This window comes from Enterobacter ludwigii, assembly GCF_001750725.1.
GTDB lineage: Bacteria > Pseudomonadota > Gammaproteobacteria > Enterobacterales > Enterobacteriaceae > Enterobacter > Enterobacter ludwigii.
In genome coordinates this window covers 3,887,824-3,911,886 of the sequence record NZ_CP017279.1, presented here as the reverse complement: position 1 = coordinate 3,911,886, position 24,063 = coordinate 3,887,824, and the positions used below count along the sequence as shown (strand labels likewise).

Annotated in this window: 20 protein-coding genes; all 20 read right to left on the bottom strand. The window is 54.3% G+C overall.

All coding sequences use genetic code 11. The annotated features are described in order from the left end of the window. Positions 1 to 271: 271 nt before the first annotated feature. Positions 272 to 1,189 (bottom strand): UDP-3-O-acyl-N-acetylglucosamine deacetylase, encoded by a 918-nt coding sequence (lpxC, locus tag BH714_RS18400; protein ID WP_014168633.1) that lies wholly within the window; start codon positions 1,187 to 1,189, stop codon positions 272 to 274. 101 nt (positions 1,190 to 1,290) lie between these two features. After that, on the bottom strand, positions 1,291 to 2,442 hold the full coding sequence (ftsZ, locus tag BH714_RS18395; RefSeq protein WP_008501978.1) for a cell division protein FtsZ: 1,152 nt from the start codon (positions 2,440 to 2,442) through the stop codon (positions 1,291 to 1,293). Positions 2,443 to 2,505: 63 nt separating this feature from the next. Next, the gene (gene ftsA / locus BH714_RS18390) at positions 2,506 to 3,762 is read right to left on the bottom strand and encodes a cell division protein FtsA (protein WP_006173845.1); all 1,257 of its coding nucleotides are present in this window, start codon (positions 3,760 to 3,762) and stop codon (positions 2,506 to 2,508) included. Next, the gene (gene ftsQ, locus BH714_RS18385; protein ID WP_014168632.1) at positions 3,759 to 4,601 is read right to left on the bottom strand and encodes a cell division protein FtsQ; all 843 of its coding nucleotides are present in this window, start codon (positions 4,599 to 4,601) and stop codon (positions 3,759 to 3,761) included. Before ftsQ ends, ftsA begins: the two co-directional genes overlap by 4 nt. 1 nt (position 4,602) lies before the next feature. Continuing rightward, the gene (locus tag BH714_RS18380) at positions 4,603 to 5,523 is read right to left on the bottom strand and encodes a D-alanine--D-alanine ligase (RefSeq protein WP_025205414.1); all 921 of its coding nucleotides are present in this window, start codon (positions 5,521 to 5,523) and stop codon (positions 4,603 to 4,605) included. Further along, positions 5,516 to 6,991, bottom strand: coding sequence for a UDP-N-acetylmuramate--L-alanine ligase (gene murC / locus BH714_RS18375; protein WP_014168630.1), 1,476 nt, complete (start codon positions 6,989 to 6,991; stop codon positions 5,516 to 5,518). Before murC ends, BH714_RS18380 begins: the two co-directional genes overlap by 8 nt. Before the next feature lie 58 nt (positions 6,992 to 7,049). After that, positions 7,050 to 8,114 (bottom strand): undecaprenyldiphospho-muramoylpentapeptide beta-N-acetylglucosaminyltransferase, encoded by a 1,065-nt coding sequence (gene murG / locus BH714_RS18370; RefSeq protein WP_040018625.1) that lies wholly within the window; start codon positions 8,112 to 8,114, stop codon positions 7,050 to 7,052. After that, on the bottom strand, positions 8,111 to 9,355 hold the full coding sequence (gene ftsW, locus BH714_RS18365; RefSeq protein WP_014168628.1) for a cell division protein FtsW: 1,245 nt from the start codon (positions 9,353 to 9,355) through the stop codon (positions 8,111 to 8,113). Before ftsW ends, murG begins: the two co-directional genes overlap by 4 nt. Next, complete coding sequence (gene murD, locus BH714_RS18360; RefSeq protein WP_040018623.1) at positions 9,355 to 10,671, bottom strand: UDP-N-acetylmuramoyl-L-alanine--D-glutamate ligase; 1,317 nt, start codon at positions 10,669 to 10,671, stop codon at positions 9,355 to 9,357. Before murD ends, ftsW begins: the two co-directional genes overlap by 1 nt. A gap of 2 nt (positions 10,672 to 10,673) precedes the next feature. Then, positions 10,674 to 11,756 (bottom strand): phospho-N-acetylmuramoyl-pentapeptide-transferase, encoded by a 1,083-nt coding sequence (gene mraY / locus BH714_RS18355; RefSeq protein WP_008501985.1) that lies wholly within the window; start codon positions 11,754 to 11,756, stop codon positions 10,674 to 10,676. Then, positions 11,750 to 13,108 carry a UDP-N-acetylmuramoyl-tripeptide--D-alanyl-D-alanine ligase gene (gene murF / locus BH714_RS18350; protein WP_040018621.1) on the bottom strand — a complete coding sequence of 453 codons (1,359 nt, stop codon included), beginning with the start codon at positions 13,106 to 13,108 and terminating at the stop codon, positions 11,750 to 11,752. The genes mraY and murF overlap by 7 nt, the downstream gene beginning before the upstream one ends. Next, on the bottom strand, positions 13,105 to 14,592 hold the full coding sequence (gene murE / locus BH714_RS18345) for a UDP-N-acetylmuramoyl-L-alanyl-D-glutamate--2,6-diaminopimelate ligase (RefSeq protein ID WP_052445461.1): 1,488 nt from the start codon (positions 14,590 to 14,592) through the stop codon (positions 13,105 to 13,107). Before murE ends, murF begins: the two co-directional genes overlap by 4 nt. Further along, positions 14,579 to 16,345 carry a peptidoglycan glycosyltransferase FtsI gene (locus BH714_RS18340; RefSeq protein WP_014168624.1) on the bottom strand — a complete coding sequence of 589 codons (1,767 nt, stop codon included), beginning with the start codon at positions 16,343 to 16,345 and terminating at the stop codon, positions 14,579 to 14,581. The genes murE and BH714_RS18340 overlap by 14 nt, the downstream gene beginning before the upstream one ends. A gap of 15 nt (positions 16,346 to 16,360) precedes the next feature. Next, entirely contained in the window at positions 16,361 to 16,726 is a 366-nt protein-coding gene (gene ftsL, locus BH714_RS18335; RefSeq protein WP_008501989.1) for a cell division protein FtsL, read from the bottom strand. Beyond that, positions 16,723 to 17,664 (bottom strand): 16S rRNA (cytosine(1402)-N(4))-methyltransferase RsmH, encoded by a 942-nt coding sequence (gene rsmH / locus BH714_RS18330; RefSeq protein ID WP_014168623.1) that lies wholly within the window; start codon positions 17,662 to 17,664, stop codon positions 16,723 to 16,725. The genes ftsL and rsmH overlap by 4 nt, the downstream gene beginning before the upstream one ends. Before the next feature lie 2 nt (positions 17,665 to 17,666). Next, on the bottom strand, positions 17,667 to 18,125 hold the full coding sequence (gene mraZ, locus BH714_RS18325) for a division/cell wall cluster transcriptional repressor MraZ (protein WP_025205427.1): 459 nt from the start codon (positions 18,123 to 18,125) through the stop codon (positions 17,667 to 17,669). Between the two features lie 598 nt (positions 18,126 to 18,723). After that, positions 18,724 to 19,731 (bottom strand): catabolite repressor/activator, encoded by a 1,008-nt coding sequence (gene cra / locus BH714_RS18320; protein ID WP_040018619.1) that lies wholly within the window; start codon positions 19,729 to 19,731, stop codon positions 18,724 to 18,726. 179 nt (positions 19,732 to 19,910) lie between these two features. Next, positions 19,911 to 20,402, bottom strand: coding sequence for an acetolactate synthase small subunit (gene ilvN / locus BH714_RS18315; protein ID WP_003856371.1), 492 nt, complete (start codon positions 20,400 to 20,402; stop codon positions 19,911 to 19,913). A 1-nt stretch (position 20,403) separates the two neighbouring features. Further along, entirely contained in the window at positions 20,404 to 22,128 is a 1,725-nt protein-coding gene (gene ilvI, locus BH714_RS18310; RefSeq protein WP_014168620.1) for an acetolactate synthase 3 large subunit, read from the bottom strand. A 380-nt stretch (positions 22,129 to 22,508) separates the two neighbouring features. Beyond that, positions 22,509 to 23,453: a transcriptional regulator LeuO gene (gene leuO, locus BH714_RS18305; protein WP_032669418.1), complete on the bottom strand. Its 945-nt coding sequence runs from the start codon at positions 23,451 to 23,453 to the stop codon at positions 22,509 to 22,511. Between the last annotated feature and the right edge of the window lie 610 nt (positions 23,454 to 24,063).

The window sequence follows — 24,063 nt, the reverse complement described above, 5'->3', positions numbered from 1 at the left end:
ATTAAGCCAGCCTTCAACAGGCTGAATTCAATTATTCTTTTAAGCGCCCAGATATTACCACTAAAGCCAATACACAGCAGCAGGAATGACGTATTGCTGCGGGGAAAAACGGTCAAGAATGCAGCTAACGCACAGATTTTCTGCACCGGGCAAACGAGAAGTGACGCTGGGGCAAATAAATGAAGAGGGGTAAAAATAAAAACGACTGGTCTCCCTGGTCGGAGAGAGTACCAGGTTAACCAGTCGATTTTTTACGAAACGGCTTTAACCGTTACGCCAGTACCGTGTTTGGTGCTTTGAAGGCCAGCGGCAGCTCAGCTTCGTCTTCAAAGGTCACATATTCCCAGGCTTCCTGTTTTGCCAGGACTGCCTGCAACAGTTTGTTGTTCAGTGCATGACCGGATTTAAACGCGGTAAATGCACCAATGATGTTGTGACCACACATAAACAGGTCGCCGATAGCATCCAGCATTTTGTGACGAACGAATTCATCTTCAAAACGCAGACCGTCTTCGTTCAGTACGCGATAATCGTCAACAACGATGGCACAATCGAAGCTGCCGCCCAGGCACAGGCCGCGGGACTGCAGATATTCGATATCACGCATGAAGCCAAACGTACGGGCACGGCTGATCTGGCGCATAAACGCATCAGCAGAGAAGTTCATCGCATAGCGTTGGGTGCTGGCATCAATCGCCGGATGGTTAAAATCGATGGTAAAGTCCAACGAGAAACCATTGTACGGTTTGAATTCAGCCCATTTGTCGCCATCTTCGACGCGAACGGTCTCTTTGATACGAACAAATTTTTTCGCGCAGTTCAGTTCTTCGATGCCGGCATCCAGCAACAGATAGACGAACGGAGCAGCACTACCATCCATGATCGGGATTTCTGGCGCATCGACTTCAACCATAATGTTGTCGATACCCAGACCCGCCAGGGCGGCGTTCAGGTGCTCTACGGTAGAAATCCGCACGTCATGCTCGTTCACCAGACAAGTACAGAGCATAGTATCACGCACAGATTTGGCATCGGCCGGAAAGTCTACCGGTGGATTCAAGTCGGTGCGACGATAGATGACCCCGGTATTGGCCGGCGCAGGGCGTAACGTCAGTGTGACTTTCTTGCCGGTATGTAAACCGACACCAGTCGCCTGAACGATACGTTTAAGTGTCCTTTGTTTGATCATCGTATAATCTCGCCAAATTAACTATCCAACCGAAAGTGTATATCACTGACGGTGGGCCAGTTTAGCACAAAGAGCGAAAATCCCCAAATTCCAGCCAATTCTTAGTCAGCTTGCTTGCGCAGGAACGCCGGGATATCCAGATAATCTGGCTCTTTCGCCGTTTGCGGAGTGGGGTCGTTAACCACTTTCGCGGCCGGTTTCTGCTCCTGAGTCAGAGGAGACATACCGTGCTGCTGGTAACGATCCATAACCGGCTGCTGAGTCTGTTTGTTGGTCACCAGGGTGATCTCAGGACGCTTGTCCATACCGATACCGGTAGCAACAACAGTAACACGCAGCTCGTCGTTCATTTCCGGGTCAAGGGAAGTACCGATTACCACGGTAGCGTTGTCAGAGGCGAACGCACGGATAGTGTTACCCACGGTTTCAAACTCATCCAGACGCAGGTCGAAGCCAGCGGTAATGTTGACCAGCACGCCGCGCGCACCAGACAGGTCGATATCTTCCAGCAGTGGAGAAGAGATAGCCATTTCAGCCGCTTCTTCTGCACGGTCTTCACCGCTTGCCACGCCAGAGCCCATCATCGCGTAGCCCATTTCGGACATCACGGTACGAACGTCTGCAAAGTCAACGTTCATCAGACCCGGACGGGTAATCAGTTCAGCGATACCCTGCACCGCGCCTTTCAGCACGTCGTTGGCTGCGCCAAAAGCGTCCAGCAGAGAGATACCGCGACCCAGAACTTTCAACAGTTTGTCGTTCGGGATGGTAATCAACGAGTCCACGTGCTTGGACAGTTCAGTGATACCCTGCTCCGCGAAAGCCATACGCTTCTTGCCTTCAAAGTTGAAAGGCTTGGTCACGACAGCAACGGTCAGGATACCTAAATCTTTCGCTACTTCAGCCACAACAGGTGCTGCGCCGGTACCCGTACCGCCACCCATACCCGCTGCGATAAAGACCATGTCCGCACCTTCCAGTGCAGCGCGCAGGGCCTCACGATCTTCTTCAGCCGCATTACGACCGACTTCCGGGTTAGCCCCAGCGCCCAGCCCTTTGGTGATGCCACCGCCGATCTGGATAGTCTGGCCTACAGCCGTCTTACGCAGTGCCTGTGCATCGGTGTTAACTGCAAAGAACTCAACACCTTCAATGCGTTCACGCACCATATGCTCTACGGCGTTACCGCCGCCGCCACCGACGCCGATGACTTTAATCACCGCGTCGTTGGTCAGTTCCATAGGTTCAAACATAATTTCTCTCTCCGTTGTGCCTGTCGCCCGAGACCGCTAATTCTCTCCGGTCTCTTAAAAAAATTAAAACTCTTTTCGCAACCAGTTGTTCAGTCGTTTGACCCACGACCCAACTGAGACGCGTTTTTCCACTTCTGCTTCACCACTGAGATGAGATTCTTTCCCGTAGTGGAGCAGGCCCACGGCCGTTGAATAGTACGGCTCCTGAGCATAATCCGTTAAACCGGTGATATTCAGCGGAGCACCGATACGCACTTGCGTATGGAACACGCGCTGAGCGCAGGCCGCAAGACCTTCAATTTGCGCTGCCCCGCCGGTTAATACAATCCCCGCTGCAAGATGATGTTTCACGCCCTGCTGGCGAAGCTGTTCCTGTAACTGCAAAATCTCTTCGTTGACCAGGTTAAGCAGCTCGGTATAACGCGGCTCAATGACCTCTGCCAACGTCTGGCGCTGCAGGCTGCGCGGTGGACGTCCGCCCACACTCGGCACTTCAACGCTCTCATCTTTGCCAACGATAGACCCCAGCGCACAGCCGTGGCGTACTTTAATCGCTTCTGCATCACTCGGTGGCGTACCAAAAGCGTAAGCAATATCGCTGGTCACAACGTTCCCGGCATACGGGATCACTTTGGTGTGGCGCAGCGCACCGCCGGTATACACGGCCATGTCCATTGTACCACCACCAATATCGACCACACAGACACCCAGTTCACGTTCATCTTCGGTCAGCACGGAATAGCTCGCTGCAAGACCGGCGAAAATGAGTTGGTCAACTTTCAGGCCACAACGTTCAACGGCTTTTACAATGTTCTTCGCCATATCGTTGTGACATGTGATCAAGTGCACTTTTGCCTGCATACGTACGCCGGAAAGACCGACCGGGTTTTTGATCCCTTCCTGGTAGTCAATCGCATACTCCTGCGGGATCACGTGCAGCACGCGATGCTCATCGCGAACGCGCACGGATTTCGCCGTATGCACAACGTTTTCAACGTCTTCCTGCGTCACTTCTTCTTCGGAAATCGGCACCATGCCGATTTCGTTCTGGCAGCTAATGTGCTTACCCGAAAGCGCCAGATAAACAGAGGAAATCTGGCAATCTGCCATCAATTCAGCCTGATCGATGGCGCGCTGTACGCACTTCACCACCGACTCAAGATCGTTAACCCCACCTTTATCCATACCACGGGACGGGCAACTGCCCACGCCAATGATATTGACCATACCGTCGGGCAGAACTTCCCCTACTAAAGCGGCAACCTTCGCGGTGCCAATCTCCAGTCCAACTACCAGTTTTCTGTCCGTCGCCTTGATCATTGTTGTTCTGCCTGTACCTGTGCCTGATTCTGTTGCTGATTAGGTTCCTCGACCGGAGCCGGTTCCCAACCGACTGCTGCGCCTGAGTCATAGCGCAAATCAACGTAGCTTATCCGTTTGCCGTCAGTCTGTGCCTGCTGCTGTAAAACCGGGTAAAGTTCTACAAATCGCGCCAGACGTTTCATTGTGTCCCCGCGACCCAGGTTGAGCTTAATGCCATTCGTTAACGTCAGTTGCCAGGAGCGGCGCGCCGTCATTGCAGCATCTTTTAGCGTAAACCTGTCCTTCGCCAGCACCTGCCCCATTTCACGAAAACCTTGTAACACTTCGTTTTCGCTACCTTCCGGGCCATACAACATCGGTAAATTTTGCTTGTTGACACGATCGGCCGGGACGCTGAAGGAATTTCCGTCTACGTCAACCATGTGCTGATCATTCCAACGCGCAATGGGCACATATTCAACCAGATGAATCTTCAATTCATCAGGCCATTGCTTTCTGACACTCGCCTGTTTTATCCATGGCAGACGTTCAATCTGACTCTGGATAATATTGACGTCCTGCGTCATAAAGGTGCCAGGCGATCCCAGCGCCAGAATTGTCTGGCGAATGTCATCGTTACGGGTGTAATGACGCTCACCGGTGACCACCAGCTTCGAAAGCGGCAACCGTTGCGCATCTTCCATCCAGCCCAGAACCATCCAGCCGCTGATAAACACGGTGCACAGCACCCCGAGCAGGAAAATAATACCTGCAAGACGCGTTCCATTACTCCGGCGTGAAGAAGAGTATTCTTCTTCGTCATCGCGGTTGCGCGTGTTCAATGCAGCCTGAGACATATCAGCCCGCCTGGTCCAGAATACGTACGACTAATTGCGAGAAGCTCATCCCCGCCTGACGCGCTGCCATCGGCACAAGGCTGTGGCTGGTCATTCCCGGAGAAGTATTTGCTTCCAGCAGATAAAATTGTCCATCACTGTCGAGCATCACGTCGATGCGGCCCCATCCACGGCAACCCAGAACATGCCAGGCTTTAACCACCAGGGACTGTAAATCGGTTTCACGCTCAGCTTCAAGACCACTTGGGCAGAAATATTGCGTCTCATCAGAGAGATACTTCGCCTCATAATCATAGAAGGTTCCGGCCGGTTGGATACGAATTGACGGTAAAATTTCTTCGCCAAGCATCGCGACGGTAAATTCCGGCCCGCTGAGCCATTTTTCAATCAGAACTTCTTCATCATGTTGAAATGCCAGGGCTAAAGCGGAAGATAAATCCTCAGCTTTATCAACTTTGGACATGCCAACGCTCGACCCTTCGCGGCTGGGCTTTACAATAACCGGTAAGCCCAGCTCAGCAATGCGTGCATTAACGCTATCGGAGAGGCCCATTTCAAATTCGCGACGCGTCAGGGCAACCCAGGGGGCAACGGGTAAACCCGCGCCCTGCCACAGCAGTTTGCTGCGCAGTTTATCCATAGAAATGGCGGAGGCCATCACACCGCTGCCGGTGTACGGCATGCCGGTGAGTTCCAGCAGCCCCTGAAGGGTGCCGTCTTCTCCACCACGGCCATGTAACGCGATAAAGACTTTATCGAAGCCCATCGCCTTTAACTGGGTTACGTCAGTCTCTTTCGGATCGACCAGGTGCGCATCCACACCACCTTCACGCAGGCCCGCCAGTACAGCGGCACCTGAATTCAGGGAAACCTCGCGCTCGGCGGATGTGCCGCCAGACAGGACAGCAATCTTATCAGCCATGATGCTCATCCTCCTGAGTTTGCGGCTTCAGTTTGATTTCAGCTAAGGTACGGGCGATTTTGCCGATATTTCCCGCGCCCTGAATCAGAATTAGATCGTTGCCGGTCAGCACCGGGGCCAGAATTTCAGCCACCTGAGCAGGATCGGAAACCAAAATAGGGTCTACTTTACCGCGTCCGCGGATGGTACGACATAAAGAACGGCTGTCTGCACCAGGAATAGGAGTTTCGCCCGCTGCATAAACATCCAGCATCAGGAGCGTATCCACCTGTGACAGGACGCTGGCGAAATCGTCATACAGGTCACGGGTACGCGTGAAACGGTGCGGCTGGAAGATCATGACCAGATTTTTTTCTGGCCAGCCTGCACGCGCGGCTTTGATCGTCGCGTCCACTTCCGTCGGGTGGTGACCGTAGTCATCAACCAGCATGGCAGTACCGGGTTTACCGTTCACCGCCTCCAGCGGGTATTCACCGAGGAAGTCGAAGCGACGCCCGGTTCCCTGGAAGCTTTCCAGTGCACGAAGAATGGCTTCGTCATCAATGCCTTCTTCTGTCGCCACGGCCACTGCCGCTGCGGCATTCAGGGCGTTGTGACGCCCTGGTGCATTCAGGGTGACATGCAGCAGTTCTTTGTCCTGACGCGCCAGGGTGAAATGCCCCTGCGCACCCAGCTGTTTGTAATCTTCCACGCGGACATCAGCGTCTTCGCTGAAGCCGTAAGTCGTGATTTGACGTCCGACGCGCGGCAACAGCTCGCGAATCACCGGATCGTCTACACACATTACCGCGCGTCCATAGAACGGCAGGTTGTGCAGGAAATTAATAAAGGTCTGCTTTAAGTTCTCGAAGTCGCCCTGGTAAGTATCCATATGGTCGGCTTCGATATTGGTGACGATGGCGACCATCGGCTGCAGATGCAGGAACGACGCATCGCTCTCATCCGCTTCGGCAATTAAATAACGGCTGTGTCCGAGACGCGCATGCACGCCTGCCGCTTTTACCAGACCACCATTGACGAACGTCGGGTCGAGGCCCGCTTCTGCATAAATGCTGGAGACCATCGCCGTGGTGGTGGTTTTGCCGTGGGTCCCGGCAATCGCAATGCCATGTCGAAAACGCATCAACTCCGCCAGCATTTCCGCACGGCGGATCACCGGAATACGCGCTTCGTGCGCGGCCACGATTTCCGGGTTATCAGAGGAGATGGCGCTCGACACGACCACCACACTCGCATCGCGCACGTTTTCCGGGCGATGATTGAAATAGATAGTCGCCCCAAGCGACGCCAGCTGCTGCGTAACAGGGTTTGGCGCCAGGTCAGACCCGCTGATCTGATAGCCTTCGTTAGCTAACACTTCGGCAATACCGCCCATGCCAGCACCACCGATGCCAACAAAGTGAATGTGCCGGACGCGACGCATCTCGGGCACGATAGAACGCAGTTTTGCCAGTTGTTGTGTATTCATTCTCTAAACGCCATCGACTACTTAAAAAATTCGTGCAGCGCAACACGCGCTGCGAGGGTTAAGCCTGGGCTGCCAGGCTCACTTCTTTTGCCACCCGTTCCGTTGCATCAGGAATAGCGGTCGCGCGTGCGCGTTGCGCCATCTCCAGTAATGCCTCTCTGTTCCAGCCCGCCAGGGTGGTGGCGACCGTATCGGCGGTAAATTGTGGCTGTTCAAATATTTTCGCGGCGCCGGCTTTCTCAAGCGGCAGCGCGTTCCAGTACTGCTGTCTGTCTTTGTGCTGGAACGGCACAAACAGAGCCGGCAACCCGGCGGCGGCAATTTCGCTCACCGTCAATGCGCCAGAGCGGCAGACCACGACATCGGCCCAGGCATACGCTGCGGCCATGTCGTCGATAAATTCCGTCACTTTATGCTGCGGCTGGCCTTCATCGGCGTAAGCCTGCTCAACCATCTGCTGAGCACCTTTTCCGCTTTGGTGCCAGATTGTCACCGCATCCCCCAGCTTTGCTGCAACCTGCGGCATCGTCTGGTTTAAAATGCGTGCGCCCTGAGAACCGCCAACGACCAGCACACGGACCGGCCCTTCACGACCCGCCAGGCGCGCATCCGGTAATGGCAGCGCCAGCACGTCTACGCGCACCGGGTTACCCACCACGTCCGCCTTCGGGAAGGCTCCTGGGAAAGCCTGCATCACTTTGGTGGCAATTTTCGCCAGCCATTTATTGGTCAGACCGGCAATGCCGTTCTGCTCATGCAGCACCACGGGGATGCCCAATGACCAGGCCGCCAGCCCACCCGGGCCAGAAACATAGCCGCCCATCCCCAGCACCACATCAGGCTTAAAACGCTTCATGATGGCGCGCGCCTGACGCCAGGCGTTGAAAATACGCACCGGAGCCAGAAGCTGGGCCTTAATGCCTTTTCCGCGTAAGCCGGAAATGCGAATAAAGTCGATCTCGATACCGTGCTTCGGTACCAGGTCGGCTTCCATGCGATCCGCGGTTCCCAGCCAGCGTACCTGCCAGCCCTGATCCATTAAATGGTGCGCAACTGCGAGCCCCGGGAACACATGTCCACCGGTACCGCCTGCCATCACCATTAACCGCTTCGGTTGATTCATCGTGAACCTCGTGTAAACGCTTGGGCTTTTTCCAGACGCGTTTCATAATCTATGCGTAACAACATCATGATGGCCGTCGACATAATCAGCAGACTGGAACCACCATAACTGATCAACGGCAACGTCAGGCCTTTGGTCGGCAGCATACCCGCTGCGGCCCCGACGTTAACCAATGCCTGGAAACTAAACCAGATACCTATTGAGCAGGCTAAGAAACCTGAAAAGCGGTGATCGATCTCCAGCGCTTTCCGCCCAATCGACATGGCGCGGAAAGCGACGAAGAATACCATTAATAGCGCTAATACCACACCGATATAACCCAGTTCTTCCCCAATAATGGAGAAGATGAAGTCAGTGTGCGCTTCGGGTAAATACTCCAGTTTCTGTACCGAGTTGCCCAGCCCCTGACCCCAGACTTCACCGCGACCAAAAGCCATCAGCGACTGCGTTAGCTGATAACCGCTGCCAAACGGGTCTTCCCACGGGTTCCAGAATGAGGTCACACGGCGGATACGGTAAGGCTCGGCGAGGATCAGCAGCACAACCGCTGAGATACCCATTCCGATGATGGCGATGAACTGCCACAGCTTCGCCCCGGCCAGGAACAGCATTGCCAGCGTGGTGACAAACAGCACGACCACGGTACCAAGGTCAGGCTGCGCCAGCAGTAAGACCGCCAGCACCAGAATAACGCCCATGGGTTTTAAGAAGCCGCGCAGGTTATTACGCACTTCATCCACTTTACGTACCAGGTAGTTAGCCAGGTAGCAGAACAGGGAGAGCTTGGTAAATTCCGCGGGCTGAATACGCAGTGGGCCAAAGGCAATCCAGCGCGATGCCCCGTTTACGGAGCTCCCCACCACCAGTACGATTAACAGCATAATGATGGAGGCGATCAGCATCGCGGTACTGTGCCGCTGCCAGAACTCCATCGGCAGACGTAATGTCACCAGCGCCAGACAGAACGCCAGGATGATGTACAGGCCATCACGTTTCGCAAACAGGAACGGGTCGTTCGCCAGTCGCTGCCCGACAGGCATTGACGCCGAGGTCACCATGATAAAACCAACCGCCGCCAGTCCCAGCGTGAGCCAGAAGAGCGTACGGTCGTACATGACCAGGCTGTCGTTATCTTTTTGACGAGAGCCCATCACCCAGCCTTTGAGTGCCGCAAACACCCACGCCAGAACGCCAAATCCTGGCAGGCGCGGCATTTTCAGGCGAGGGAGAGATAAACGCATCAGCCTAACTCCTTCGCCAGACGGGTAAAGAGATCGCCACGCTGTTCGAAATTCTTGAATTGATCGAGACTGGCGCAGGCCGGAGAGAGCAGCACCATATCACCCGGCTTCACGCGAGGGGCAATCAGCCGCATCGCCTGCTCCATGGTCTCGGTTTGCTCGGCAATGTCAGGACGCAGCTCAGCCAGCTCACTGCCGTCGCGACCAAAGCAGTACAAGCGGATATTATTCCCGGAGAGATACGGTTTCAGCGTGGAGAAATCCGCCGATTTACCGTCACCGCCCAGCAGTAAATGCAGGGTCCCTTCAACGTGCAGGCCGTTCAGGGCGGCCTCGGTACTGCCGACGTTGGTGGCTTTTGAGTCGTTAATCCAGCGCACACCGTTGTGCTCCAGCGCCAGCTGGAAACGGTGCGCCAGGCCGGTAAAGGTGGTCAATGCTTGCAGGCTGGACGAACGCGGCAGCCCTACGGCATCCGCCAGCGCCAGCGCCGCCAGAGCATTGGTGTAGTTATGCTGGCCGGTAAGCTTCATCTCTTTCACGTTCAGCACTTTCTCACCCTTCACGCGCAGCCAGGTTTCGCCCAACTGACGGTTAAGATGATAGTCACCCATGGTGATGCCAAAGCTAATGCAGCGATCGTCCGCCCCGCGCACCGGCATGGTCAGGGCATCATCCGCGTTGACGACGCAGACCTTCGCATTTTCATAAATGCGCAGTTTGGCGGCGCGGTACTGCTGCAGACCAAACGGATAGCGATCCATATGATCTTCAGTAACGTTAAGGATCGTCGCCGCGGCCGCACGAAGGCTGGAGGTCGTTTCCAGCTGGAAGCTGGAAAGCTCGAGGACGTACAATTCACAGCCTTTATCCAGCAGCATTAGCGCTGGCAGGCCAATATTGCCTCCCACGCCCACGTTCATGCCCGCCGCTTTCGCCATCTCACCCACAAGGGTGGTGACGGTGCTTTTACCGTTAGAGCCGGTAATCGCGATAACGGGTGCCTGCGCTTCACGGCAGAACAACTCAATATCACCGACAATCTCAACGCCCGCATCGGCCGCGGCGCTGAGTGAAGGATGCGCCAGCGCCATACCGGGGCTGGCGACAATCAGATCGGCTGCCAGCAGCCAGTCATCATTCAGACCACCAAGGTGGCGTTCAACCTGTTCCGGCAGTTTATCCAGACCCGGCGGAGAAACACGCGTATCCATTACGCGCGGCGTCACGCCGCGCGCGAGGAAAAAGTCCACGCAGGAGAGGCCTGTCAGCCCCAACCCGATGATAACGACTTTTTTGCCCTGGTAATCTGCCATGATTAACGTACCTTCAGCGTTGCCAGGCCAATCAGCACCAGCATCAGCGAAATAATCCAGAAGCGCACAATCACGCGCGGTTCCGGCCAGCCTTTCAGTTCATAGTGATGGTGAATCGGTGCCATACGGAAGATGCGCTGACCGCGCAGCTTGAAGGACCCGACCTGCAAAATCACTGAAAGGGTTTCAACCACAAATACCCCACCCATAATCACCAGCAGGAACTCCTGGCGCAGCAGTACGGCAATAATGCCCAGCGCGCCGCCCAGAGCCAGTGAACCGACGTCACCCATAAAGACCTGCGCCGGGTAGGTGTTGAACCACAGGAAGCCCAGTCCCGCCCCGACAATCGCCGTACAGACGATAACCAGTTCGCCTGCGTGTCGCAGGTATGGAATGTGCAGATAGTTAGCAAAGTTCATATTACCTGTGGCCCACGCCACCAGCGCAAAACCGGCGGCGACGAAGACGGTTGGCATAATCGCCAGGCCATCCAGACCGTCGGTCAGGTTTACGGCATTACCGGTGCCCACGATGACGAAGTAGGCCAGCAGAATGTAGAACAGCCCCAGTTGCGGCATCACATCTTTAAAGAACGGCACCACCAGCTCGGTGGCGGGGGTGTCTTTTCCTGCCAGATACAGCGCGAAGGCCACGCCCAGCGCAATCACCGACATCCAGAAGTATTTCCAGCGGGCGATCAGGCCCTTGGTGTCTTTACGCACGACCTTGCGGTAATCATCAACAAACCCAATGATGCCGTAGCCCACCAGCACGGTAAGTACGCACCAGACGTACGGGTTAGAGGGATAAGCCCACAGCAGTACGGAAACAACGATCGCGGTCAGGATCATGATCCCGCCCATGGTCGGCGTACCTCGCTTGCTGAAGTGCGACTCCGGACCGTCGTTACGCACAACCTGACCGAAGGAGAGTTTTTGCAGACGGGCAATCATGCGCGGGCCCATCCACAAAGAGATGAACAGCGCAGTCAGCAGGCTGACAATGGCGCGAAACGTCAGATAGGAAAAGACGTTAAAGCCTGAATAATATTTGACCAAATGTTCGGCCAGCCAAACTAACATGTCCCGTTCTCCTGTAATGCGTGCACAACCTCTTCCATGGCGGCACTACGTGAACCTTTCACTAACACAGTCACAATTTGTTTTTCTGTCATCAATGCCTTAAGGCGTTCAATCAGCGCGGCTTTATCGGCAAAGTGCTCGCCAACACCGCTGGCATGGCTAATCGCCTGGCTCAGTTTTCCGGCGCTCAGCACGCAATCAATACCTGCCGCTTTCGCCGCGTCCCCCACCTGGACATGACAGGCTTCGCTTTCATCACCCAGCTCAGCCATATCGCCCACCACCAGCACGTGATAACCTGGCATCTCAGACAACACCTGCACCGCCGCGGTCATTGAGCCGACGTTCGCGTTATAGGAGTCATCCAGAAGCAGTTTGTTTTCCGCAAGCTGGATCGGGAACAGACGCCCCGGCACGGCTTTTAAATTTGCCAGACCGGTTTTAATCGCCTGATGCGACGCACCAACCGCCATCGACAGCGCCGCTGCCGCGAGCGCATTGGCGATATTATGACGACCCGGCAATGGCAGAAGCACCTCAATGCCCCCGGTTGGGGTATTAAGGGTGAATTCCGTGCCATGCGAAGTCACATGAATATTGGTCGCGGTAAAATCACTGTTGGCCGCGTTCGGCGAGAAGCGCCAGGTCTTGCGGGAACCAATGATCTGTTGCCAGTTCAGCCAGTCATTGTTGTCGGCATTCATAATGGCGATACCGTCTTCCGGCAGGCCGGTATAGATCTCGCCTTTAGCTTTCGCCACGCCTTCCAGCGAACCAAAACCTTCCAGATGTGCAGCGGCCAGGTTATTCACCAGCGCTGCTTCCGGGCGCGTCAGGCTCACGGTCCAGGCGATTTCGCCCTGGTGGTTTGCCCCTAACTCGATCACGGCAAATTCATGCTCTTTGGTCAGGCGAAGTAATGTCATCGGCACGCCGATATCATTGTTAAGGTTGCCTGCTGTATAAAGCGTATTTCCGCACTGGCTCAGGATGGCCGCAGTCATCTCTTTCACAGAGGTTTTGCCTGATGAACCGGTCAGCGCGACGACGCGCGTCGGCACCTGCTGACGAACCCAGGCCGCCAGCTCGCCGAATGCCAGACGGGTATCTTTCACCACGATCTGCGGCAGATCGACAGCGAGTTTACGGCTGACCAGCAGCGCCCCTGCACCATTCTCCCTGGCCTGTTGTGCAAAATCATGCGCGTCAAAACGTTCGCCCTTCAGCGCCACAAACAGACAACCCGGGGTCACTTTGCGGGTATCGGTCGTCACGGCCTCGATGGTCAGATCGTGACCCAGCAGCTCGCCCTGCAGTACCGCAGCGGCCTGACTTAAGGTGATGCTAATCATGCCACGACTCCCAGCAGACGCGCGGCCGTGACGCGGTCCGAATAATCGAGACGACGGTTGCCAACAATCTGATAATCCTCATGGCCTTTCCCGGCCAGCAGCACAACGTCGTTTTCCTGAGCCTGCATGATGGCGTTGGTCACGGCTTCCGCACGGCCTTCCACCACGCGGGCGCGGCCTGCATCCAGCATGCCCGATAGAATGTCGTTAATAATGGCGCGCGGCTCTTCAGTACGCGGGTTGTCATCGGTCACAACCGGAATATCCGCGAACTGTTCAGCAATGGCACCCATCAGTGGACGTTTGCCCTTATCACGGTCGCCACCGCAGCCAAACACACACCAGAGCTTACCGGTGCAGTGCAGACGCGCCGCTTCCAGTGCTTTTTCTAGTGCGTCCGGCGTGTGGGCATAATCGACCACCACGGTCGGTTTGCCCGGTGCGCTGAACACTTCCATACGGCCGCATACCGGCTGCAGACGCTTAGCCGTTTCCAGCAGCGCGTTCATCGGATAACCCAGCGCCAGCAGCGTCGCCAGCGCCAGCAGCAGGTTGCTGACGTTAAACGCGCCCATCAGACGGCTTTCAATTTCACCGTCACCCCATGAGGAGCTAAAACGAATGGAGGCGCCACTGTCGTGATAATCCACCGCAACCGCCTTCAGCCAGCGGCCGTGGCAGTTCGGGTTGATATGGTCTTCCATCGACACCGCAACCGCATCCGGCAGCTTCGCCAGCCAGCGGCGACCGACTTCGTCGTCAGCGTTGATGATGGCCTGTCCGCTATGGTGGGTGGAGTAGAGCAGCCATTTCGCCGCTTCGTAATGCTCCATATCACCATGATAATCAAGGTGATCGCGGCTCAGGTTAGTGAACACCGAGGCGGCAAACTTCAGCGCCGCCACGCGGTGCTGCACCAGACCGTGGGAAGAGACTTCCATCGCGGCAAAGGTTGCCCCCTGCCCTGCCAGGCCGGCCAGCACGTGCTGTACGTCGACCGCGGAGCCGGTGGTGTTTTCGGTCGGGCTCACTTTGCCCAACAGACCGTTACCGACAGTTCCCATGACCGCACCGGTTTCACCCAGCAGCTGCGCCCACTGCGCCATGAGCTGCGTGGTCGTGGTTTTGCCGTTTGTACCTGTCACGCCCACCAGACGCAGCCGATCGGACGGTTCGTGATAGAAACGTCCGGCCAGCGCAGAGAGACGCTCGTTTAACTGACTGAGATAGATGACCGGCACCCCGTGCATTTCACGGATTTCACCGTCGGTTGCCTCATCTTTAGCCTCAGCAATAATGGCAGCAACACCTTGCGCAATCGCCTGCGGGATATAACGACGCCCGTCCGCCTGATGACCGACCACCGCCACAAAAAGATCGCCAGAAGCAGCCGCACGGCTGTCCAGTACCATCTCTCGCAGTGCTCGCTCCGGTGCATTAGGCACCCACGGAGCGAGAAGGTCGCGCAAATTACGATCTGCCACCTGTACCCTCGCCTTGATTAATTACAAATTCACTTTTCTCGCCCGTTGCCAGCGCATCCGGTTCGATGTTCATGGTGCGCAACACGCCGCCCATGATGGCCCCGAACACAGGCGCGGAAACGGCGCCGCCGTAGTATTTACCCGCCTGTGGATCGTTAATGACGACCACCAGCGCAAAACGCGGATTACTGGCAGGCGCAACGCCTGCGGTATAAGCAATGTATTTGTTGATGTAACGGCCGTCTGGCCCCACTTTTTTCGCGGTACCGGTTTTGATGGCGATGCGATAGCCTTTGATCGCCGCCTTCACGCCGCCGCCGCCAGGCAGCGCCACGCTTTCCATCATATGAACGACGGTACGCACGATGGATTCCGGGAAGATACGCTCACCCGGAACCGGTGGATCAACTTTGGTAATGGACAGCGGACGATAGACGCCATAGCTGCCAATCGTTGCGTAGACTCGCGCTAACTGTAACGGCGTTACCATTAGCCCGTAGCCGAAAGAGAAGGTGGCCCTCTCTATGTCAGACCACCGTTGTTTTTGAGGATATAAGCCACTGCGTTCTCCGACCAACCCCAAATTGGTCGCCTTTCCAAGCCCAAAACGTGAGTAAGTCTCTACTAACGCTGAGGACGGCATCGCTAACGCCAGCTTTGAAACGCCAACGTTACTCGACTTCTGTAAAACCCCGGTCAGGGTCAATTCGCTGTAGCGCGCCACGTCTTTAATCTCGTGGCCGTTAATACGGTAAGGGATCGTGTTCAGAACCGTGTTTTCATTGACGATGCCACGCTGGAGCGCCGTCATGACCACCATCGGTTTCACCGTGGAGCCCGGTTCGAACACGTCGGTAATCGCCCGGTTACGCATCGCATCTTTTGCGGTGCCGGTAAAGTTGTTCGGGTTATAGGACGGGCTGTTGGCCATCGCCAGCACTTCGCCCGTACTGACGTCCACCAGCACGGCGCTGCCGGATTCCGCCTTGTTGAAGGCGACGGCGTTGTTCAGCTCGCGGTAGACCAATGCCTGCAGACGCTCATCAATACTCAGCGCCAGGTTGTGTGCCGCCTGACTGTCCGTGGAAGAGATATCTTCGATAACGCGGCCGTAGCGGTCTTTACGAACAATTCGCTCGCCAGGCTGGCCGGTGAGCCACTTATCGAAGCTTTTTTCAACGCCCTCAATCCCCTGGCTATCAACGTTGGTAAAGCCAATGAGGTGAGCGGTTACTTCGCCGGAAGGATAGTAGCGGCGTGATTCTTCACGAAGGTGAATACCCGGCAGCTTCAGCTTACGAATGTAGTCCGCCATGTCAGGGTTGACCTGACGCGCCAGATAGATAAAACGCCCTTTTGGATTGGCGTTGACGCGGGAAGCGAGCTGATCCAGCGGCATTTTCAGGGCATCCGAGAGCGCCTTCCAGCGGTTATCAAGCGTAATACCACCCGCATCGTGCAGTTCTTTCGGATCGGCCCAGATGGCTTTAACCGGTACGCTCACGGCCAGTGGACGGCCTGAGCGGTCGGTGATCATCCCGCGGGACGTCGACACTTCCTGAACGCGAAGGGAACGCATGTCGCCCTGTCGAACCAGCATGTCAGGGGCGATGATTTGCAACCATGCCACGCGTCCCAGCAGGAAACCCAGCGCCAGTAAAATGCAGCCGCAAAGCAACGCAAAACGCCAACTGATAAAGTTGGCCTGTTCTTCCTGACGTTTTGGTTTAAGCGTTTTTGCCGCTGCTCTCATGCGTCGCGTTTTCCCTTATTTTTGTACTACAATATTTTCCTGAGAAGGATCAACATGCTGCAATTGCAGCTTTTCCGTTGCGATCCGTTCAACCCGGCTGTGATCGCCGAGCGCATTTTCTTCAAGGATCAGGTTTCGCCATTCAATATCCAGCGCATCGCGTTCCAGTACCATCTGCTCGCGTTGCGCAGTTAATAAGCGTGTGTGGTGGGCAGTCGTGACCACCGTGACGGCCGTGACAATGATGCAAATGAACAGACAGAGTGGCAGTTTCCCAAACCGCAAAAGATCGTCGCCGATCACGCCAGGCAAGGCATGGCGCTCGTTGCTTCCTAACGAATCCTTAACTTTGCTTAGGGTCTCTGTCACTCTGCCGATCATGCGTTCGTCCTCTCTGCAACACGCAGCACTGAACTACGGGCGCGTGGATTCTGTGCCACTTCTTCTTCGCCCGGCATCAACTTGCCTAATGCTCGCAACTGACGGCCACCCAGCTTCCTGAGTTGTTCTTCCGTCATCGGCAGCCCCGCTGGAACCTGTGGACCGCGGCTTTGTTCACGCATAAAGCGCTTCACAATGCGGTCTTCCAGCGAATGGAAGCTGATGATGGATAACCGCCCACCCGGGGCCAGCACGTCGAGCGAGCTTTTTAGCGCCAGCTCTATTTCCTCCAGTTCACTGTTTACCCAGATACGAACCGCCTGGAAGGTACGGGTCGCGGGATGTTTGTGCTTATCCTTCACCGGCGTCGCCGCCGCGATCACCTCGGCCAGCTCTTTTGTGCGGGTCATCGGCTCAATGCGGTTACGCTCAACGATGGCGCGCGCGATACGCTTGCCAAAACGCTCTTCGCCGAAGGTTTTGATCACCCAGGCAATATCCGCTTCGTCCGCGGTCTGTAACCACTCGGCGGCAGACTGACCGCGAGTAGGATCCATGCGCATGTCCAGTGGACCATCGCGCATAAAGGAGAAGCCGCGTTCAGCATCATCAAGCTGGGGTGAAGAGACGCCAAGATCGAGAAGGATTCCGTCGATCTTGCCCGTCAGGCCGCGCTCGGCAACATAATCAGCGAGCGCTGAGAAAGGTCCATGCACGATGGAAAAGCGTGGGTCATCGATGGTTTGCGCAACGGCAATCGCCTGCGGATCGCGATCGATTGCCAACAGACGCCCTTCCGCTCCAAGCTGGGAGAGGATTAAGCGCGAGTGGCCACCGCGACCAAAAGTGCCATCAATGTAGATGCCGTCCGGACGAATATTCAGGCCGTTAACGGCCTCATCCAGCAGCACCGTTTTATGTTTGTAATTTTCCATCATATTTATAGAGACAAGTCCTGCAGCCGTTCCGATAATGTCGCGGAATCAGACTGCTCAGCGTCGATATCTTCCTTGACCTGTTGATACCAGGTCGTTTCATCCCACAGTTCAAACTTGTTGAACTGCCCGACCAGCATCACTTCTTTGGTCAGACCGGCATGTTGCCGTAACACAGGGGCAATCAGTAACCGGCCTGCGCTATCCATCTGACATTCACTGGCATGTCCCAATAACAACCGCTGCACGCGGCGTTCCTGCGGGTTCATGCTCGACAGTCGCGACAGCTTTTGCTCAATAATTTCCCATTCAGGTAAGGGGTAAAGCAGCAGGCAGGGGGAGTTGATGTCAATGGTGCAAACCATTTGACCCGTAGCGTTCTCAATCAGCTGGTCGCGGTATCGGGTTGGTACCGATAAACGCCCTTTGCTGTCGAGATTGACTAACGTAGCTCCACGGAACATGCCAGTCTCACCCCTCCTCACCACTTTAACCCACAAATTCCCACCTAAAGGAGTTTACGGAGCGAGGGAAAAGCTTGTCAAGCCAGGACTCTCCCTATACAGGCCCGAAAGGCCTCTATTTACAGAGATAAACAGTCCCGGTTAATAACTGCACAACTGGCGAGGCAAAATTAACGTTATGAATATTTGTAAGAAAAAAACCGAATATGCACACTAGCGTTAAGGCTCACTCAATATCATCGCAGATAAATATAAAGTGTCAGTTTGCGACGCGGGCAGCATTTTATGACAGATTCTCAGGGGATAACAGCGCCAGATTCACCCCAGGGCTCGCGAAACGCAGCGGTTGCCGTGCAAGCTGGCACAGGAGAAGGAAAAACGTCTGAATATTCATCGCCGGAAGAGGGTTTGTAACAAAATAATACAAAGACAGGCATTTAAAATCGTTTAAACGTCCTTTAAAGGAACCATTAAACGCCAAAATGAATTAAGAAAAATAGCAGAAAGTAAATTCGCAAGAATTATCCTAATTTCTCTACGGGAATTATCCCGGCGAATTATTTCGTCAAAAGGGGGCAGATTTCTCCGCCCCGTCATTTCATTTATGGCGGCTCAAAATTCCGCGATGGTAAAGATTACGTTTAATACGCGTCAGACCCGGCTTCGGTTTACGCGGCTCGTCCAGACTTGCCAGCACAATTTCCAGCACGCGTTCAGCCACATCACGATGGCGTTGAGCCACCGCCAGAACCGGGCACTGGAGGAAGTCGAGCAGCTCGTTATCACCGAAGGTCGCGATGGCCAGGTCGGAAGGCAGTTTACCCTCACGGCGTAAGGTCACATCCATCACCCCCTGCAGCAGAGCAAATGAGGTGGTGAATAGCGCCTGCGGCATCGGGTGCGTTTCCAGCCATTTCTCGAAAAGCTGTGCGGCCGCTTCACGTTCATAGCTGTTGGCATAGAGGTAGTGCACCTCACGGGGATCGTCTTTCCAGGCGGTTCTGAACCCCTGTTCACGCAGGAAGCTGACTGACAGTTCAGGCAGCGCCCCCAGATACAGCACCGTTTCAGCCGGGAAGGTTCTCAGCTCTGCCCCCAGCATCTCGGCATCATCCTGATCGGCACCGACGACGCTCGTGAAATGCTCCCTGTCGAGCGCACGATCCAGCGCCACAATCGGGAATGGGTCGTTCGCCCAGCGCTGATAAAACGGGTGTTCAGGCGGTAAAGAGGTGGAGACGATGATGGCATCGACCTGACGCTGGAGCAGATGCTCAATACAGCGCATCTCGTTGTCGGGCTGGTCTTCCGAGCAGGCAATCAGCAACTGATAACCACGCTGGCGCGCCTGACGTTCAAGATAGTTGGCGATACGGGTATAGCTGGTGTTTTCCAGATCCGGGATCACCAGGCCAATAGAGCGGGTGCGTCCGGCACGCAGGCCAGCTGCGACAGCATTCGGATGGTAGTTATGTTCACGAACCACCGCCATAACTTTTTCAACGGTCTTATCGCTGACACGGTACTGCTTTGCTTTACCGTTAATCACATAGCTGGCCGTTGTTCGTGACACGCCGGCTAGCCGGGCGATTTCATCCAGTTTCACAATTGCCCCTTAAAAAATGAAAAGAGTCCATGGCCTTGGCAAGGTTATGGTTAAATCTTTTAACATCTAAACGCAGAATAGCCTTCGCGGCAACCGCTTTTATCTCTGTTGTCGGCTGATTACACAAAAAAAAGCCCGGCTTTGGTGACCGGGCAGAAAGAGGCGAACCTTTTAGACAACTAACGCATGATCTTATCGCCGCGTGACAGGCCAACAACGCCCGATCTCGCAACCTCAACAATTTTTGCCACATCCCGCACAGATGCCAGGAAGGCATCCAGCTTGTCACTCGTTCCGGCCAGCTGAACCGTATATATAGAAGGCGTGACGTCTATAATCTGCCCACGGAAGATATCCGTGTTACGTTTCACTTCCTCGCGCCCGTAACCGCTGGCCTGGATTTTCACCAGCATGACCTCTCGCTCAACGTAGGCACCCTGCCCCAGCTCGCTGACGCGCAGAACATCGACCAGCTTATGCAGCTGTTTCTCGATCTGCTCAAGCACTTTGGCATCGCCGACGGTCTGGATGGTCATGCGCGACAGCGTCGGATCGTCAGTCGGCGCAACGGTCAGGCTTTCAATGTTATAGCCGCGCTGTGCAAAAAGGCCAATGACGCGCGACAGTGCGCCAGACTCGTTTTCCAGTAAAACAGATAATATCCGGCGCATATCAGGTTCTCTCCGTTTTGCTTAACCACATTTCATCCATACCACCACCGCGAATATGCATCGGGTATACGTGCTCGGTGCCATCAACAATGACATCCATAAAAACGAGGCGGTTATTTTTAACGTGCTCAAGCGCTTCACCGAGCTTCGTTTCCAGCTCTGCCGGATCGGTCACTCGCATCCCAATATGGCCGTAGGCTTCAGCCAGACGAACAAAGTCCGGCAGTGACGTCATGTAGGACTGAGAGTGACGACCAGAGTAGATCATATCCTGCCACTGCTTCACCATCCCGAGATAACCGTTATTCAGGTTCAGCACCAGTACCGGCAGCTCATACTGAAGGGCCGTCGACAGCTCCTGGATGTTCATCTGAATACTGCCGTCTCCCGTCACGCAGACGACGGTTTCGTCAGGCAGAGCCAGCTTGACGCCCAGTGCGGCAGGCAAGCCAAAGCCCATCGTTCCTAACCCTCCGGAGTTAATCCAGTGGCGCGGTTTATCAAACGGATAGTAAAGGGCGGCAAACATCTGATGCTGACCCACGTCAGACGTCACGTATGCCTCGCCTTTCGTCAGCCGCCAGATAGTTTCGATCACCGCCTGCGGCTTAATGCTGTCGCTTTGCGTGTCATACTTCAGGCACTGACGCGCGCGCCATTGTTCGATCTGCTGCCACCAGTCACGGATCTCATCCAGCGGCTGGGAAGGCGGCTCCTGTGCCAGCAGATCCAGCATTTGCTCCAGCACCTGGCGGGCATCACCGACGATCGGCACATCCGCAGACACCGTTTTCGAAATAGAGGTGGGATCGATATCAATATGAAGCACGGTGGCGTTCGGGCAGTATTTCGCCAGATTGTTGGTGGTGCGATCGTCAAAGCGCACGCCGACGGCAAAGATCACATCGGAATGGTGCATCGTCATGTTGGCTTCATAGGTACCATGCATACCCAGCATCCCCAGAGCCTGACGGTGAGTTGCCGGGAAAGCGCCCAGCCCCATCAGCGACGACGCAACGGGAAGATTGAGTTTCTCGATAAGCTCCCGAAGCTGCCCTTCACAGGCAGAATTGATTGCCCCACCACCGACATAGACTACCGGTTTTTTGGCGGCCAGCAGCGTTTGCAAGGCACGTTTGATCTGCCCCTTGTGGCCCTGCGTCGTTGGGTTATATGAACGCATGCTCACCGACTCCGGCCAGACATAAGGAAGCTTGTTCGCCGGGTTCAAGATATCTTTCGGCAGATCGACCACCACCGGGCCGGGACGCCCGCTTGCTGCCAGCCAGAAGGCTTTTTTCAATATCCCCGGGATGTCTTCAGTTTGCTTAACCAGGAAGCTGTGCTTCACAACGGGACGTGAAATTCCCACCATGTCGCACTCCTGGAACGCGTCGTAGCCGATCAGTGACGTCGCCACCTGGCCGGAAAGAATAACCAGCGGGATAGAGTCCATATACGCCGTGGCAATGCCGGTGATGGCGTTTGTCGCGCCGGGACCGGACGTCACTAATACCACGCCTACTTCACCTGTCGCGCGGGCCAGCCCGTCAGCCATATGCACCGCCGCCTGCTCGTGGCGTACTAAAACATGGTCAATGCCGCCTACCGTATGAAGCGCATCATAAATATCCAGGACTGCGCCGCCGGGATAACCGAACACTTGCTTCACGCCCTGATCGATTAACGATCGAACGACCATTTCCGCGCCAGACAACATCTCCATGCTTTGCCTCCAGGCATTTTGTTATAGACGAGCTGCAGAATTCATTTCCGCACCGTCTTACGACTGGGTTAAACCAATCTTATATTTTGCAGAGTGATCGTTACCTTAACCGCTCGTTATGAGGCAGGCAATTAGCAGACCGGGTGAGCTAAACGGTTCGCAAAGCAGAAAAAACAGGTATTAAGGAAGGATATGGTCAATTCATCTGGTATTAGAGGACGAGATGATTAATCATCGCTGAAAAGCGCGTCGATTCAGGAAATCATCTATTTTTGCGAGCCAGAGAGCAATAAGAAAAAATTCACAACAGAATAAAATAACAATAACAGAGAAAAAACCAGGATAAATCACACGCGAAGATGCAATTTATCCTGATGCGCTTATCGACGGCAAATACTGATCAGCAACTCTTCCATCCACTGGTGCCCTTTATCCCGACCGGCGGCTTCATGCCAGGAGAGATAGCAGGTACGGCTATTCAGCTTGAGCGGCAACGGCAACATTTGCAGTTGTAGTTGACCGGAAAACTCTTCAGCCAGCCAGCGTGGTGCAATAGCCACCAGATGTGTCTGCGAGACCACGTTCAATACGCTGACCATTGCCATTCCCTGATAAGCAACGCTTGCCTGTTTATCCGCCGTGTCATACCACGGCAGGCTAAAGGAAGCATATCTGTCGAGCGCAACAACAGCATGCTGCTCGCTATAAACGTCACTTTCCCGAAGCGGAGAATTGAGTCGGGGGTGCTTTTTACTGGCGACCAACACCATTTCATCTTTAAACAGCGGAACGCAAGAAAATTCAGGACGTCGAAATTCTTCATATCCCAGAACGAACTCAGTCTCCTGGTAGCGTAACTGATGCTCGGTGTTTTGATTTAAGGATGATTTAAAAACCAGATGGATATTGGGAGCGATCTCTTCAACTTTATTATAAATAATCGACGTCAAATAATTATCTAACGGACTGCAAACACAAAGATTGAATACACGCTCACTGCTTAAAGGTTCAAAGCCTGACCCTGGCAGCTCGTTCTGAACCAGCTGCAACGCCTGACGGATAGAGCCGAATAACTGGAATGCCCGTGCGGTAGGCTGTATTCCTCTCCCGTAACGAACGAATAACTCGTCGTTAAACATAACCTTAAGTCTGGCGACAGCATTACTGACCGCGGGCTGAGACATCCCCAACGTATGTGCCGCCCGGGTGATATTCTGCTCCTGCATGACAGCATCAAATACCGTGAGCAGATTAAGGTCCACCGTACGTAACTGCGGTTTAATCCCATCAGTAGTTTGAGGTTGTTTAATATTAATTTCTGGCACTTCTGACTCCACTGTCACGCTACACTCCCTTTGCCAACGTACTGTAATAATTCCGAAGAATATGATTTACCATGCATATACGATCAGCGAAAGAGAATTATTTTAAATTCGGAAAATATAAAGAACAGTTTAGCGAAAATGACTTTTCGCCGCTGACAAACGATAAAATAAACACCACTGCAAATGATATACTTCACTTTAGGATTTGAATGAAACCATAAACTAGACCAATATACAATCGCCAGCGGGTTAATGATGTCTTAAGTATTATTAAACTGTTATTGCAACCCCGATTAAATAAGTTAACAATCTGTAATAACCATAATAACTCCGAAGTGAGAAAAAACATTCACCGCATTTATAACTTAATGATATCAAACCCATTTGCGTCCCACACAATTGGGTAGCGAACTTTTAATTTATTCATCACAATTATATTCAATTATTTCTGCAACCTTTTTCTCAGTCCAAAATTAGACAATTTGTAGGGTCGGAAAAGCAAAACCCAGCACAATTAGCTAAAGCACATATCCTGTCAACCAGGCCAGCCGGGTGCGTTTTTGCCTGCAGGGGTTGACATGCACAGTCGTATCCAGTACCACTAAAAGCA

Excerpts from the sequence above, each read along its gene's own strand:
- lpxC (WP_014168633.1), bottom strand. The coding sequence starts at position 1,189 with ATGATCAAACAAAGGACACTTAAACGTATCGTTCAGGCGACTGGTGTC.
- ftsZ (WP_008501978.1), bottom strand. The coding sequence starts at position 2,442 with ATGTTTGAACCTATGGAACTGACCAACGACGCGGTGATTAAAGTCATC.
- ftsA (WP_006173845.1), bottom strand. The coding sequence starts at position 3,762 with ATGATCAAGGCGACGGACAGAAAACTGGTAGTTGGACTGGAGATTGGC.
- ftsQ (WP_014168632.1), bottom strand. The coding sequence starts at position 4,601 with ATGTCTCAGGCTGCATTGAACACGCGCAACCGCGATGACGAAGAAGAA.
- BH714_RS18380 (WP_025205414.1), bottom strand. The coding sequence starts at position 5,523 with ATGGCTGATAAGATTGCTGTCCTGTCTGGCGGCACATCCGCCGAGCGC.
- murC (WP_014168630.1), bottom strand. The coding sequence starts at position 6,991 with ATGAATACACAACAACTGGCAAAACTGCGTTCTATCGTGCCCGAGATG.
- murG (WP_040018625.1), bottom strand. The coding sequence starts at position 8,114 with ATGAATCAACCGAAGCGGTTAATGGTGATGGCAGGCGGTACCGGTGGA.
- ftsW (WP_014168628.1), bottom strand. The coding sequence starts at position 9,355 with ATGCGTTTATCTCTCCCTCGCCTGAAAATGCCGCGCCTGCCAGGATTT.
- murD (WP_040018623.1), bottom strand. The coding sequence starts at position 10,671 with ATGGCAGATTACCAGGGCAAAAAAGTCGTTATCATCGGGTTGGGGCTG.
- mraY (WP_008501985.1), bottom strand. The coding sequence starts at position 11,756 with ATGTTAGTTTGGCTGGCCGAACATTTGGTCAAATATTATTCAGGCTTT.
- murF (WP_040018621.1), bottom strand. The coding sequence starts at position 13,108 with ATGATTAGCATCACCTTAAGTCAGGCCGCTGCGGTACTGCAGGGCGAG.
- BH714_RS18340 (WP_014168624.1), bottom strand. The coding sequence starts at position 16,345 with ATGAGAGCAGCGGCAAAAACGCTTAAACCAAAACGTCAGGAAGAACAG.
- ftsL (WP_008501989.1), bottom strand. The coding sequence starts at position 16,726 with ATGATCGGCAGAGTGACAGAGACCCTAAGCAAAGTTAAGGATTCGTTA.
- rsmH (WP_014168623.1), bottom strand. The coding sequence starts at position 17,664 with ATGATGGAAAATTACAAACATAAAACGGTGCTGCTGGATGAGGCCGTT.
- mraZ (WP_025205427.1), bottom strand. The coding sequence starts at position 18,125 with ATGTTCCGTGGAGCTACGTTAGTCAATCTCGACAGCAAAGGGCGTTTA.
- ilvN (WP_003856371.1), bottom strand. The coding sequence starts at position 20,402 with ATGCGCCGGATATTATCTGTTTTACTGGAAAACGAGTCTGGCGCACTG.
- ilvI (WP_014168620.1), bottom strand. The coding sequence starts at position 22,128 with ATGGAGATGTTGTCTGGCGCGGAAATGGTCGTTCGATCGTTAATCGAT.